The organism is Collinsella aerofaciens, assembly GCF_032584215.1.
In the GTDB taxonomy this organism is placed as follows: domain Bacteria; phylum Actinomycetota; class Coriobacteriia; order Coriobacteriales; family Coriobacteriaceae; genus Collinsella.
On sequence record NZ_JAWHPN010000004.1, the window covers coordinates 49639 to 62889 of the forward strand.

11 protein-coding genes are annotated in these 13251 nt (G+C 62.7%); 5 read left to right on the forward strand and 6 right to left on the reverse strand.

The features are described 5' to 3' along the window. Positions 1 to 81: 81 nt before the first annotated feature. Positions 82 to 855 carry a type III pantothenate kinase gene (locus tag RX395_RS01855; protein WP_316365044.1) on the forward strand — a complete coding sequence of 258 codons (774 nt, stop codon included), beginning with the start codon at positions 82 to 84 and terminating at the stop codon, positions 853 to 855. Between the two features lie 145 nt (positions 856 to 1000). On the opposite strand, the gene RX395_RS01860 is transcribed toward RX395_RS01855, so the two are convergent. From RX395_RS01860 to RX395_RS01870, 3 genes are all read right to left on the reverse strand, one after another. Then, positions 1001 to 1702, reverse strand: coding sequence for a hypothetical protein (locus tag RX395_RS01860; protein WP_260699067.1), 702 nt, complete (start codon positions 1700 to 1702; stop codon positions 1001 to 1003). Next, positions 1703 to 3436 (reverse strand): dihydropteroate synthase, encoded by a 1734-nt coding sequence (gene folP / locus RX395_RS01865; protein ID WP_316365046.1) that lies wholly within the window; start codon positions 3434 to 3436, stop codon positions 1703 to 1705. A 94-nt stretch (positions 3437 to 3530) separates the two neighbouring features. Then, positions 3531 to 4283, reverse strand: coding sequence for an NAD-dependent protein deacylase (locus RX395_RS01870; protein WP_316365048.1), 753 nt, complete (start codon positions 4281 to 4283; stop codon positions 3531 to 3533). Positions 4284 to 4396: 113 nt separating this feature from the next. Here RX395_RS01870 and RX395_RS01875 point away from each other — a divergent pair, with 113 nt between their 5' ends. Beyond that, positions 4397 to 5215, forward strand: a complete 819-nt coding sequence (locus RX395_RS01875; RefSeq protein ID WP_316365050.1) for an exodeoxyribonuclease III — start codon at positions 4397 to 4399, stop codon at positions 5213 to 5215. Positions 5216 to 5365: 150 nt separating this feature from the next. Here RX395_RS01875 and RX395_RS01880 read toward each other — a convergent pair whose 3' ends face one another. Genes RX395_RS01880 through RX395_RS01890 form a run of 3 tightly spaced genes read right to left on the reverse strand, consistent with a single transcriptional unit; the run spans position 5366 to position 8614 of the window. Further along, positions 5366 to 6079 (reverse strand): DUF6580 family putative transport protein, encoded by a 714-nt coding sequence (locus tag RX395_RS01880; protein ID WP_316365051.1) that lies wholly within the window; start codon positions 6077 to 6079, stop codon positions 5366 to 5368. A gap of 4 nt (positions 6080 to 6083) precedes the next feature. Then, on the reverse strand, positions 6084 to 7727 hold the full coding sequence (locus tag RX395_RS01885) for an ABC transporter ATP-binding protein (RefSeq protein ID WP_316365052.1): 1644 nt from the start codon (positions 7725 to 7727) through the stop codon (positions 6084 to 6086). Continuing rightward, positions 7727 to 8614: an energy-coupling factor transporter transmembrane component T gene (locus RX395_RS01890; RefSeq protein ID WP_316365054.1), complete on the reverse strand. Its 888-nt coding sequence runs from the start codon at positions 8612 to 8614 to the stop codon at positions 7727 to 7729. Before RX395_RS01890 ends, RX395_RS01885 begins: the two co-directional genes overlap by 1 nt. Positions 8615 to 8813: 199 nt before the next feature. Between RX395_RS01890 and glmU the strand changes: the two genes are divergently transcribed. The 3 genes from glmU (at position 8814) to RX395_RS01905 (ending at position 12978) form a co-directional block, all read left to right on the forward strand. Beyond that, positions 8814 to 10226, forward strand: a complete 1413-nt coding sequence (glmU, locus tag RX395_RS01895) for a bifunctional UDP-N-acetylglucosamine diphosphorylase/glucosamine-1-phosphate N-acetyltransferase GlmU (RefSeq protein ID WP_316365055.1) — start codon at positions 8814 to 8816, stop codon at positions 10224 to 10226. A 191-nt stretch (positions 10227 to 10417) separates the two neighbouring features. Next, the gene (locus tag RX395_RS01900; protein ID WP_022094252.1) at positions 10418 to 11404 is read left to right on the forward strand and encodes a ribose-phosphate diphosphokinase; all 987 of its coding nucleotides are present in this window, start codon (positions 10418 to 10420) and stop codon (positions 11402 to 11404) included. Positions 11405 to 11961: 557 nt separating this feature from the next. Then, positions 11962 to 12978 carry a hypothetical protein gene (locus RX395_RS01905; protein ID WP_316365057.1) on the forward strand — a complete coding sequence of 339 codons (1017 nt, stop codon included), beginning with the start codon at positions 11962 to 11964 and terminating at the stop codon, positions 12976 to 12978. Positions 12979 to 13251 lie beyond the last annotated feature (273 nt).

A 13251-nucleotide genomic window follows, 5' to 3' on the forward strand; every position in this document is an offset into this window, starting at 1 on the left:
CGTAAACGAATCGCAGCCGAGCGCCGTCGGCGGCGCGTATACAATGGTGCGCGTCCTTTTATGCCAACACTGGGAGTAGACATGCTGCTCGCTATCGATATGGGAAACACGCAGACGGCCATGGGCCTGTTTGACGGAGACGAGCTGGTGCAGTCGTGGCGTATGCCCACCGACCGCTCCTATACCGCCGACGAGATCCACGTGCGCCTGATGGGTTTCTTTAAGATGTACGGCCTTTCGCTCGATGCGGTCGACGCAATCGCCTTTGCGGGCGTGGTGCCGCAGCTCTCGCGCGAGTGGCACGCCGTGGCCGACCGCATTGCCGCGGACGCCATCGTCATCGGGCCGCAGACGGCCGCGGTGACCAAGCTGCGCGCGGCGCGCCCCCAGGCCGTAGGTGCCGATCGCGTCGCCAACGCCGTTGCGGCCGAGACTTTCTACGGCGCGCCGGCAATCGTGGTGGACTTTGGCACCGCGACCAATATCGACGTCATCGATGAGGACGGTTATTACATTGGCGGAGCGATCGCGCCGGGCATTCGCATCTCCATGGACGCGCTTGCCGCCCGTGCCGCCAAGCTCGCCAGCGTGCCGCTCGAGGCGCCCGAGCACGCCATCGGCCGTGACACCGAGGAATGCATCAAGGTCGGCGCCGTGGTGGGCGCTGCCGCCATGGCCGAGGGCCTGGTCACACGCATGAAGCGCGAGCTGGGTCGTGAGGACGCCACCGTTATCGCCACGGGCGGTCTCGCCGGCATCGTCGCCGATTCGACCGATGCCTTCGACGTGGTCGACGGACAACTCACCATCAAAGGCATCTGCGAAATCTACCGCCGCATGCAGGAGCTGGGATAGAGCAGGGGCTTAAGTCAAGCACGCCCGATGCCACAGTCCCCGCAAACGTTCGCCAAGCCCATTCCCCAGACAGGCGAAACCCTCCCCGGCACAGGCCGAGGAGGGTCTTGTTGTCATCGTCATCTTTGAGCGCAAGTGCCTCGCGTTACAGTCCGCGAATGCGCACGGCCTCGGGCGGAAACTCTTGCTCGCCGGCATCGGTCTTGATGGTCGCGCGGCCCCAGATGTCCAGGCCCGCAAACACACCGACCGCAAGCGGCAAGCCGTTGGGCGACACCGCCGCAACTTGGCGGCCCAGCAGCGGCACCATGTCGAAGTACTCGCCCAGCACGGGGGCCAGCGGGCCTGCGGCGCCCTGCGACGTGTTGGCAACAACCGCCCAGGCGTCCACGCGGGCCAGCACGGCGGCGGCCAGCGCCTCGACCAGTGCTTCGTCAGCCACATCCACACCGAGCTCGCTCAACGCCGAACGCTCAATATCCACCGTCACGACACCGAACATGCCCGCAGCACCGGCACCGCCGTTCACGGCAACACGCGCGAGCGGCGCCTCAAACGCAGGCGCACCGCACACGATATCGCTCGGCCACTGGATACCCACCTTACCGGCAAGGCCCAACCCCGGCGTCGAAGCCGTGCCCACAAGCGCATCCATCATGCCCATCGCCGCCACAAACGGCAGGCCGTGGAAGGCATGCATGTTCACGTCCGGACGCACAACCAGCGAAAACGCCAGCGAAGCATCGCCCGCGCTCCACGCGCACCAGCCCGCGGACACGCCCTCGCGGCCTGCGTCACGCGCCGCGTCGAGCTCGGTGCCGGCGGCAACAGCATTCATCTCGATCATCTACATACGCCCCAATTCACCCACGATATGGCCCACGCGATCCTCGGGTTCCTTGACCTCGACGCCGTTGTAGCGGAAGAACCGCGCCGGGTCGTGCATCAGGTCCTCGAGCGGCACCAGCACAAAATCGCGCTCGCCGATCAGCGGATGCGGCAGGCGCAGCTTTTTGCCGCCGTGGGTCTCGCCGTCCATCCACAGCAGATCCAGGTCGATGGTGCGCGGGCCGTTGACCTTGGCTTTCTTGGAGCGGTCACGCCCCAGCTCGGCCTCGATCTTCATAAGCTCATCGAGCAGCACCAGCGGCGCCAGCTCGGTCTTGATCTCGATGACGGCGTTGGCAAACGCGTCCTGGCGCGTCTCGTAGGCCGGCTCGCTCTCGTAAATCTTGGAGGAGTTGGACACGCAGGTGAGTGGAATCTCGGCGATCATCTCGCGTGCAGCGCGGATGTTGTCGCAGCGATGCCCCAGGTTGGAGCCCACGGCCACAAACGCGCGGCGCGGCTGCGGCTTGGCAACCGCCCAGTAGCCGTTTAGGAACTGCGCAAAACCCGCGGCGTCGTGCACGCGCACGATGTTGGCACCGGCCTGGATGGCGCCCAGGCACACGCCAAACGTAGCGGCATCGCGCTCGGCGGCCTCGGTCACGCCCGAGACGGCGCCCACAAAGCGCTTGCGCGACACGGCGCACATGAGCGGATAGCCCAGTGACGCCATCTTGGCAGTCTCGCGCTGGATGACGATGTCCTCGTTAGCCGACTTACCAAAGCCCGGGCCAGGATCGATGCAGATGCGGTCGCGCGACACGCCGGCATGGATGAGCGTGCGGGCCTGGTCGGACAGAAAGCCCATGACGCGGCGCATGATGGGCGCCGAATCGGGCAGGGTGAAGCGGCGGAGCTGCGAGGTGGGCACGTAGGCTTCCTCGCGGCGGGCGCTGCGGCGCATCATGGCGGCCAGGTGGTCGCTGGGCTCTGGTGCGGCTTCGGTAGCTGCGGGCACGGTCTCGGGCTCTGCAGTCTCGGCGGCAGGAGCGGTCTGCTCGGCAGCCGGCGTCTCTGGCTCGGACTCGGGCGCGGGCTCCGGTTCGCCAAACGGCAGCGAGGGCTGTACCACACCGCCCGGAAGCTTGGCCTCAGCCTTGGGCTCGCCCAGCAACTTGCCGCGACGGCGACGGGCCGGCTTCTCGGCCTCACGCGCGGCCTCGGCAGCCGCTTCGCGCGCCTTCTCGGCAACAAACGCCGCAGCCGAGGTATCGAGCTGCACCGTCGCGTGCGTGCGGGCGGGTGCGGCGACCTCGCCGGCGTGCATTACGATGACGCCGCAGGTGCTCGTCTTAACGAACTCAACCATCTTGGGATCGGTGAAGCCCGTCACGTCGTTGACAATCGAAGCACCGCAGCGCACAGCCGCCTTGGCAACCGCCACATGACGCGTATCGATCGAGACGATGGCGCCCTCTTTGGCAAGCGCGCGCACGACGGGCAGCACGCGACGCGCCTCCTCGTCGGGGTTGACCGGGGTAAAGCCGGGGCGCGTGGACTCGCCGCCCACGTCGATGATGTCGGCGCCGGCATCGAGCATCGCCAGGCCGTACTCGATAGCGGCATCTTGGTCAAAGTGCTCACCGCCGTCGCTAAACGAATCGGGCGTCACGTTGAGGACGCCCATGATGCGCGGACGGTCAAAGCTGAGCTCGTACTTTCCGCACCGCCATGTCTTGCTGTCGTTCGCCATGAACATCCTCCTAAAATGCCCACGCCGCCGCGCTCGGGCGCTGGCGGCGGGGTCGCTTTGCAATCAGTCTTTCTATTGTATCCGCGCGCGCGGGCTAGAACGCAAACGCGGCCGCGATGTCGCAAGAAATCAGCAGGTCGGCATTTGCATCCTGATCGGTGGGCGCCAAATTGCAAATGGCCAGCGTATCGCCGGTAAAGTATCGCGTAAGGCCCGCCGCCGGATACACCACGAGCGAGGTTCCGCCCACAATGAGGGCGTCGGCTGCGGCGATGGCAGCAACGGCGCCGGTAAGCACACGCTCATCGAGCGGTTCTTCGTAGAGGACCACATCGGGCTTGATGCGACCGCCGCACGCAGGACACATGGGCACGCCCGCGGCATCCTCGTGCTCGCGCGCGCAAATCCATTCGGCGCTGTAGACCGCGCCGCACGTCTGGCAGATATTGCGATGGACTGATCCGTGCAGCTCGAACACGCGCTGCGAGCCGGCCATCTGGTGCAGGCCGTCGATATTTTGCGTCACCACGGCGTCGAGCTTGCCGGCGCGCTCCAGCTCCGCCAGCTTGGCGTGGCAGTGGTTGGGCTTGGCGTTAAGGGCGATCATCTTGGTCCGGTAGAAGTCGAAAAACTCCGCCGGATGCGCCTCGTAGAAGCTGTGCGAGAGCATAGTCTCGGGCGGATAGGAAAACCGCTGGTGATACAGACCATCCACGCTGCGGAAATCGGGGATGCCACTCGCCGTGGAAACGCCCGCGCCGCCAAAGAAGACCACGTTGCTATGAGTTTCGAACAGCTCCGCCAGCGCGGCGGAGGCCTGTTTGGGGTCCGATATCGCCTGCGTCATATATGTCCTCCGTCCGTGTCTTAGGGACGGCGGCGTTCGCACTATCACTCGCGGACTCCGCCCCGCTCTTGTTGCGTTAATCTTAAGCCTGCCAACCCCGTCGAAAGGACACCATGCCTCAGACTTACACTTTCGCCTCGTGGAACGTCAACGGCCTGCGCGCCGTGCTCAAAAAGGACCCGAGCTTTATCCAGATCGCGCAAGAACTCGACGTCGATATCCTGGCGCTGCAGGAGACCAAGCTGCAAGAAGGCCAGGTCGATATCGATCTGCCCGGCTACCACCAAACCTGGAGCTACGCCGAGCGCAAGGGCTACTCGGGCACCGCGGTCTTTAGCCGCCAGGAACCGCTGCGCGTGCTGCGCGCCGATGCGCTGCTGCCCCACGCCGGCGAGGGCGAGGCGGCCGAGCTCGTCGCCCAAGCCGCAACCGAGGGCCGCGTCTGTGCGCTCGAGTTCGACAAGTTTTGGTTTGTCGACGTCTACACGCCCAACGCCCAAAACGAACTCGCCCGCATCGACGTGCGCATGGCCTGGGACGATGCCTATCGCGGCTTTTTGAGCGCGCTTGAGCGCGAAACCGGCAAGCCCGTCGTAACCTGCGGCGACTTTAACGTGGCGCACGAGGAGATCGACCTTAAGAACCCCAAGTCCAACCGCGGCAACGCCGGCTTTTCGGACGAGGAGCGCGGCAAGTTTACCGAACTGCTCGACGCCGGCTTTACCGATACCTGGCGCGCGGCAAATCCCGACGTCGAGGGCGTCTACAGCTGGTGGAGCTACCGCTTTAATGCCCGTAAGAACAACGCAGGCTGGCGCATCGATTACTTTCTGGTAAGCGATTCGATCGCCGCCAACGTTCGCGACACCGGCATCCGCGGCGACATCTTTGGCAGCGACCACTGCCCCGTTACCCTCACGCTAGAGCTCTAGCCCCAAGTAATTCCTCTAGGGGACAGAGGAAAACAGATCATGTGACCCCTCTCCCCCTATAAGTTGCGGTGGAATAGTTCCTGTTTGGGCAGCAAATAGCCAAAAACGAGAACTATTCCACCGCAAGTTCGTGTGGGAACGCGAAATGCCTTACAGCCCGTATTTCACGACGACACGGTTAATGCGACGGCACCAAGGCTTGTACAAGGCGGCCAAGAACACGCAGGTCGCGAGGCCGTGTGTGATATCGAACGGCACTGCCGTGGCAAGACGCGCCACGGCACCCGCCCAAGTAAGCGGCTGTACAAATCCAATGATGTCATACGCGTTGATCACGACGCCATAGAGCAGGCCCGACGCAAAGCCGTAGGTCAGCAGCGCCGGCATACGCACGGTTCCATCCGCACGGTCGAACGCACCCGCATGCGCCAGCGCGCCGCCAACATAACCAACCAGGCCCCAGGCATACATCTGCCATGGCGTCCACATGCCCTGTCCAAAAAAGAAATTGCTGGTCAGCGCCGCCAGCGCGCCAACCATAAAACCATTGCGGCGACCAAGCGTCGCCCCCGCGATAATGGCGATGGCGCTCACCGGCTTAAAATCGGGAATGGGCCCAAACAGGATGCGCCCCGCCGCCGCCAGCGCCGCCAGCACCAACGTGGGCATAATCTGGCGCAAACCCGGACGAGATGCCTCGTAACCCGCAAAGAACAGCGCGAGCACGAGCGCCACCACAACCAGCATGGCAAGCGCTGCCTGCTCAATGCCTGCCAGCAATGCTGCGGTCATTACCGCCGGCACCGCCAACAACAGCGGAATCTCAAGTTTTGTGAGTAGGCGCGAGGCGCGAAAATCCGCCATCCCATCACGCCCTATAGAACACGTTGTCGGCAAAGAAGTCGGCCGGGGACTCCATGCAGGCAATCTCACCGTCAAACATCATGGCAACGTCATCGGCAACCTGCTCGGCAAAATCCAGATCGTGCGTGGCCATGATGACGGTGCCGCCAACCTTCGCATGGTCACGCAGGGCGCGGGCGATGATGCGGCGGCTCTCCAGGTCCAAGCCCTTCGTGGGCTCGTCAAGCAGCAGCAGCTCGGGGCCGATCAGCAGCAGCTTTGCCAGTGCGAGCAGCTGGCGCTGTCCGCCCGAGAGGTCGTAGGGGTGGCGCGTCTCCAGGCCGTCCAGCCCCAAGCTCGCCGCGCGCTCCCGCGCCACGGTCTCGTCATATCCGCAGGCTGAAGCCCATTCCATCAGCTCGTCGCACACCGTCTCGGCAACCAGCAATGCTTTGGGATTCTGAGGCAGCAGCGCCGCCGAGGCCGCTCCGCGCACCATGCGGCCGCGCTGCAGCTTGGCGGTCTTCGCCAGCACCGAGAGCATCGTCGACTTACCGCATCCGTTTCCGCCCACGATCGCATGCACCGCACCGGCCGAAAACGACGCATCGAGCCCACGCAACACCCAGCCGGACGCTCGATCGTAGCGAAACCAACCTTCCGACAGGGTGGTAGCCGACCCAGCGTGCATTTTTTGGAGTATTCTGCTTCCATCCGTGCGCGAGAAGGCTTCCAAGCCGTTCTCGAGCGACGTTTGCGCCACAAATTCGGACGATTTGTCCAATTCCAAACTTTTTTTCGCGCTCGATACGCCCCCGGGCGGCTCCAGAGAGCCCAAATTGTCCTCACGCCTGCTGAATACTCCGTTTTTTGCACATCGGATGGCACCCCACCCCAACGTGTCATCGGAAAACAGCGATTCTCGGCGTACCAAAGAAGCCATATCCGCCGCCTCGTGCACGCGGCCATCCTCAATCCGGTACGCACACGTCGCGTATTCGAGCATTGGGCGCGGCTGATGCGTCGCCACAACAACCGTGCAGCCCAGCTCGCGATTTACACGAAACAGCGCGTGCAGGAAATTCTTCTCGGCAACGGGATCGAGCTGAGACGTGGGCTCGTCGAGCAGCAGCACGTGCGGGCGCAGCGCCAGAACGGCCGCCAACGACAGCAGCTGCTTGCGGCCACCCGAAAGCGTATCGGTATCACGATGAAGCCAGTCCTCCAGACCAAAGAAATAGCTGGTCTCGGCAACACGGCGGCGCATCTCGTCGCGCGACACACCCAGATTCTCTAGGCCAAACGCCATCTCGTGCCACACGGTCTCGCACACAATCTGGTTCTCGGGATCCTGAAACACATAACCCACGCGCTCTGCCGATGCCCGCACGTCCATGTCGGCAACGTTCTCGCCCAGCACGCGCAGTTCGCCAGTGCGCTCGCCCGCTGGAGCGATCTCGGGCTTGAGCAGCGACAGCAGCGTCGACTTGCCCGAACCGGTACCGCCAACAAGCAGTGCAAACGCACCTTGGGAAACATGCCAATCAAGCCCCTCGAGCACCGGTGCCTTGACCCCGGGATAGGCAAAACTAAGGCCTCGCACCTCAATCGCCGGCGCGGCCGAGCCATATGCCACACCCGCCGCCGAGCTCCTATCAAACCGAGCCATCAGCCAAACCTCTTCTCATCAATCGCGTGCAACGCGCAAGGCAACACCATCCAGGCGGCGTACACGACATAGCCTGGCCACGGCGCCGGCACCGAGAGCTGCGGATAAAACGAATACTGCGTCGTCGCGGTCCACGCCACCGCCACCGCGGCAGCGCCAAACAGTACGAGCCCGGCCAGCGCGGCAACGTCACTGCGCCCCAGCCGATACCGCGCATACGTCGTACGACGCGTCGCGGCACCCCACCCGCGCGAGCGCATCGCGTCCGCGCGCTCCAGCGAATCTTCCATGTCCCAGCCCATCAACACACTCGATGCCCGCAAGCGCGAGCGCACGGGGTCGGCCGGCGCACGCCCCGGCACATCAATCGCATCCTGCACCGCCAGCACCGTGCGGCCGCGGCGTAAAAACTGCGGGATAAGCCTCATGCACATCGAGATCATGAGCGCAATCACCGGTGCGGCATTGCCCAGCAGCGCGAGCACCTTGTCGTATTCGAGCATCGACGCCGCGGCCTCAAACCACAGCACGCTCGCCACAAACAGCCCGCCCATGCACAGGCCGTATACCATGCTTTCCAGATACACCGCGCGCATGCCAATACGGAACAGCTCCGTCGAGCCCGAGGCGCTAAACAGCGGATTGACCAGCGCGATAATCAAAATCACCGGCAACTGCCAGCGGAGTGCGCCCAGCGTGCGGGCAGCCCCACGCGTCGCAAATCCATACGCCAGCCCGCCCGCAAGCGACAGCACGATCAGCACCGGTTGCATCGAGAACATGGTGAGCCCCAGCGTCAGCACCATGTAGAGGGCCGGCACAGCCGGATGCGACATCGAGAATGCCGCGACGGGCTCGCCGCCAAACTCCTCTTGTATGTTGTCCACGGGCACCCCCGTCCCCTCGCTCAAAAGACAGCTCCGCAGCACCGCCAACGCCGCACGCAAGCAGCGCAAACGCCACGACGGCGGCGCAAGCCCCAACCGCCGCAAACCAATCGCTACGCGCTCAACATATGCCTGCGGTATCATATTGCGCCGTGTATCGTTTCCAAACACACGTCTCTATAACGTAACAGGAGATCACATGGACGCAACCGCAATTATCCTCGCTGCCGGCGAGGGCACCCGCATGAAGTCGAACCACTGCAAGGTTTCGCACAAGATCCTGGGCAAGCCTATGGTCCAGTGGATCGTCGACGCCACCATCAAGGCCGGCTGCAGCCGCGTCGTGGTCGTCATCGGCAGCCACGCCGACGAGATGCGCGCCCTCATCGACGGCGCCTACGCCAGCAGCGCCACCAAGGTCGAGTGCGTCGAGCAGACCGAGCGCCTGGGCACCGGTCACGCCATGAAGGTCGCGCTCGAGGCCTGCGGCATCACGCAAGGCCCCGTCGTCGTGCTCAACGGCGACCTGCCGCTCATCACCGCCGACACCGTCGCCAAGTTCGCACAGACCGTCGCTACCGGCGAGCTCGCCTGCACCGTCATGACCATGACCCCGCCCGACCCCTTCGGCTACGGCCGCATCAAGCTGGGCGCCGACGGCCAGATCGAGCGCATCATCGAGCAGAAGGACTGCACGCCCGAGCAGGCCGCCACGCTGCTGGAGTGCAACGCCGGCTGCTACGCCTTTGACGGCGCGCAGCTCGCCGCCCACATTAACGAGATCGGCAACGACAACGCGCAGTCCGAGTACTACCTGCCCGACATGCTCGAAATCCTCAAGGGTCACGGCCAGGCGGTCTCCATCTTCCACTGCGATGACTACCGCGATGGCCTGGGCGTCAACAGCCGCATTCAGCTCGCGCAGCTCACCGCTATCGCGCGCGACCGCATCAACGAGCACTGGATGGCCGAGGGCGTCACGTTCATCGATCCCACGCAGGCCTGGATCGGCCCCGATGCCACCATCGGCCGCGACACCGTCGTGTGGCCGCAGACGCACCTGATCGGCCACGTCACCGTGGGCGAGGAGTGCCAGCTCGGCCCCAACAGCCGCCTCACCGACACCACCGTCGGCAGCGGCTGCACCATCGATGAGACTATCGCCATCGAGGCCGTCATCGAGAACGGCGTCGACTGCGGCCCGCGCGCCTACCTGCGCCCGGGCACCCACATGCTCGACGGCTCCAAGGCCGGCACGCACGTGGAGATCAAGAAGTCCACGATCGGCGAGGGCTCCAAGGTGCCGCACCTGTCCTACATCGGCGACACCACCATGGGCTCCGGCGTCAACGTGGGCGCGGGCTCCATCACCTGCAACTATGACGGCGTGCACAAGCACAAGACCGTCATCGGCAAGGACGCCTTCATCGGTTCCGACACCATGATGGTCGCGCCCGCCCAGATCGGCGACGGCGCGCTCGTGGCCGCCGGCTCCGTCATCACCGAGCCGGTCCCGGCCGACGCACTTGGCCTGGGTCGTGCCCGCCAGGTAAACATTGAGGGCTGGGCCGCCGATTACCGCCGCCGTCTGCACGAGGACGACGAGGTATAACGTTTTACCAAGCATCTAAGGAGCTGTTCCCATGGGGGCGGCTCCTTTTTCTATCGTGACCTGCGCAACCGGATGAGTGGTCGGTTCGTGTCCGTTGACGGTAAAGACGTTATCAAGACCCGATTAACCCCGTCGCGCGGTTACAATGCAACAAGGCATCTATATGGCATTCGATATAAAGGAGAAGGGTAATGCCGATTAATGATCCCGAGAAGTCGGAGAATATGCGCAAGTCCATCCGCGTGTATTCCGGTTCCTCCAACCGTCCCCTCGCTCAGAAGATCGCTGAGTACCTTGGGGTCGAGCTTTCGGGCCTTACGCTAAAGCAGTTCGCCAATGGTGAGATTTACGCCCGCTACGACGAGACCGTCCGCGGCGCCGACGTCTTCCTGATTCAGTCCGTGGCCGGCGGCAACGTCAACGACATGCTCATGGAGCTGCTCATCGCCACCGACGCTGCCAAGCGCGCATCCGCCCGCTCCATCACCGCCGTCATCACCCACTACGGCTATGCCCGCCAGGACCGCAAGGCCGGCCCGCGCGAGCCCATCACCGCCCGCCTCGTCGCCAACCTGCTCGAGCGCGCTGGCGTCAACCGCATCATCACCCTCGACCTGCACCAGGGCCAGATTCAGGGCTTCTTCGATATCCCGGTTAACCACCTGTCCGCGCTGCCGCTGTTTGGCCAGTACTACAACGACATGCACTTCGACACCGACAACCTGGTTGTCGTCTCCCCCGATGTGGGCCGCGCCAAGGCCGCCAAGAAGCTGTCCGACATGCTCGGCTGCGACCTGGCCATCGCCCACAAGGGCCGTCCGCGCCACAACGCCGCCGAGGTCATGGGCATCATCGGTGACATCAAGGGCAAGACCTGCATCATCAACGACGACATGATCGACACCGCTGGCACCCTGTGCGCCAACGTCAAGGAGCTCAAGGCTATGGGCGCTGGCGACATCTACGTCTGCGCCACCCACGGCATCTTCTCCGGTCCGGCCATCGAGCGTCTGAACGACGCCCCGATCGTCGAGTGCCTCGTCACCGACGCCATTCCCGTCGAGGTCGGCGGCAAGATCAAGACCATCTCGGTCGCCGAGGAGTTCGCTCAGGCCATCTCCGCCGTTTACCACGAGGAGCCCGTCTCCACGCTCGTCGGCGGCGACTTCGCGCTGTAGTCTGCCGCGCATCATCTTTGATGCTTTTAAAGGGTCGGAAGCGAGCTTCCGACCCTTTTTCTATCCCTCGCCAACCTTCCCTGGACAATTAGTTCAGATACGTATTTTTTTAAAGCTCCAAAGGACCGTTCGGAGCCTTCTGAGCTCCCCAGCGGATGCCATGCCGTCCAAATCTCATCGTTCTCGAGTACAACCGCTGCATATTTACCCTCAAATCGCCCTCAAGGGCCTTAGACACGCCTCGAACGCCCGCCGCCTTATACGTATCTGAATTAACCGTCCAGTAGCTATCGTCAGCTTTCGCGGCAGAGCTCAATTTCCTGCAATCCCCTCAACCGATTCCACCGATTTCATAACACCCAGCCGTTCATGGCGCGCAGCGCCCCGCTGAGCGAAAAGAACGGTATGGCGGTCGCATTCTGCCGCCAACTTAGTACGTTATAGCTATGACGACCGTGATTTCACATCTCTCCGCCCTCCGCGCAATTCGTCGCGCACGACGGGCGTACTCTGCCCTACCCTGGGACTCCGTTGATAGTGAACAGCAAGCACAGGCCTTGGCTAGCTGCATTCCCAATAATGACGCGATAGACTTTGACGCACTTTCGATACTCGACGCCTGGAATGAAGATGATTCCGAACTGCTCGATCTTCTCGTTTCAAACGAAGACAACAGACGCCCCGGCAAGCGACTTCTTCAGCATATTCTCTCCGCTCCTCTTCCTGAAGGTGCAATTATGCACGTCGAGGCCGACATCTACGCAACGTCTCCTGCCATGACAGCCATGCTTTGTTCCAAAAATGAATCAGTCGCCAAAACCTTGATGCTCCTTATGGAGCTGCTCGGAACCTACTCCCTTCCTCCCGGGGCAACATACCCCATTGCCTATGACGACATCTGGCCCAAGGGCGATGACTACGAAGCGATGGACGACCTCGATTGCCGGGGCGACCAGTCGGCGACTGAACAGCAGAACGAAACCCGCTACGAACAGGCACACTACAAATGCGAGCCCGCCACGACCATCGAAGATCTCGAGGCTGTTGCACAGCTTGCCAAAAGTAGCTCATACACCTCGTTTCGCACGGCAGTCAAACTTGCCCGACCCGGATCTGCATCCCCAGCCGAATCCCTAATGTTTGCCGTTCTCGGAGCGCCCATGCGCTTTGGAGGATTCGGATGTTGCAGTCTGCCCATGGGAGGCCTGCTACTCAACTATCGAATCGACTTCGACACTCTTGCGGTCAACATGTCCTCGGGCATCCCCTATGCCATCTGCGACCTATATTGCCCGGCAGCCGGAGTCGACAACGAATACAACGGAATTGGGCATGAGCTTCAAAACGCTCGCATCCACGATGGCAATCGAAATAATGGCCTCAAGGCAATGGGCATCCACGTCCTGGTTATCAATCGCGACCAAATGAAAGACCTTGTTGCACTCGAAGCCTTCGCCCAAACGATGCATCGACTCGCTGGAGTCCGATTCCGATACCGTATCAAGGGCTATCGTAAGCGTCAGGCCGCTTGGCTCAACGCTCTGCGGGCCGGAATCGGCCTTGCGCCGGTCTAAACGGCGAATCACCCGCGCGCCGCCGAACAGGACTGGACAGTTAGTTCAAATACGTATAAATGGACACATTGAATTAGGCTGTTTTGCAGCTATCTCTATACCATTCGCCCTATTTGAAGGCAGGGTAGACTTCAAAACAGCGCCATATGGACTAACTAAAGCTCCAAAACAACGTATCGGCATTGAATTGAGCACTTCGAGTCCTCAGAACTTATACGTATCTGAACTAACTGTCCACCTCTGATTTCGACGGCCGTCCAAACGCCCCTAAAC

What these genes read in the sequence shown, in the direction of transcription:
- RX395_RS01855 (WP_316365044.1), top strand. Translation starts at nt 82, where the DNA reads ATGCTGCTCGCTATCGATATGGGAAACACGCAGACGGCCATGGGCCTG.
- folP (WP_316365046.1), bottom strand. Translation starts at nt 3,436, where the DNA reads ATGGCGAACGACAGCAAGACATGGCGGTGCGGAAAGTACGAGCTCAGC.
- RX395_RS01880 (WP_316365051.1), bottom strand. Translation starts at nt 6,079, where the DNA reads ATGGCGGATTTTCGCGCCTCGCGCCTACTCACAAAACTTGAGATTCCG.
- RX395_RS01900 (WP_022094252.1), top strand. Translation starts at nt 10,418, where the DNA reads ATGCCGATTAATGATCCCGAGAAGTCGGAGAATATGCGCAAGTCCATC.
- RX395_RS01885 (WP_316365052.1), bottom strand. Translation starts at nt 7,727, where the DNA reads ATGGCTCGGTTTGATAGGAGCTCGGCGGCGGGTGTGGCATATGGCTCG.
- glmU (WP_316365055.1), top strand. Translation starts at nt 8,814, where the DNA reads ATGGACGCAACCGCAATTATCCTCGCTGCCGGCGAGGGCACCCGCATG.
- RX395_RS01870 (WP_316365048.1), bottom strand. Translation starts at nt 4,283, where the DNA reads ATGACGCAGGCGATATCGGACCCCAAACAGGCCTCCGCCGCGCTGGCG.
- RX395_RS01875 (WP_316365050.1), top strand. Translation starts at nt 4,397, where the DNA reads ATGCCTCAGACTTACACTTTCGCCTCGTGGAACGTCAACGGCCTGCGC.
- RX395_RS01860 (WP_260699067.1), bottom strand. Translation starts at nt 1,702, where the DNA reads ATGATCGAGATGAATGCTGTTGCCGCCGGCACCGAGCTCGACGCGGCG.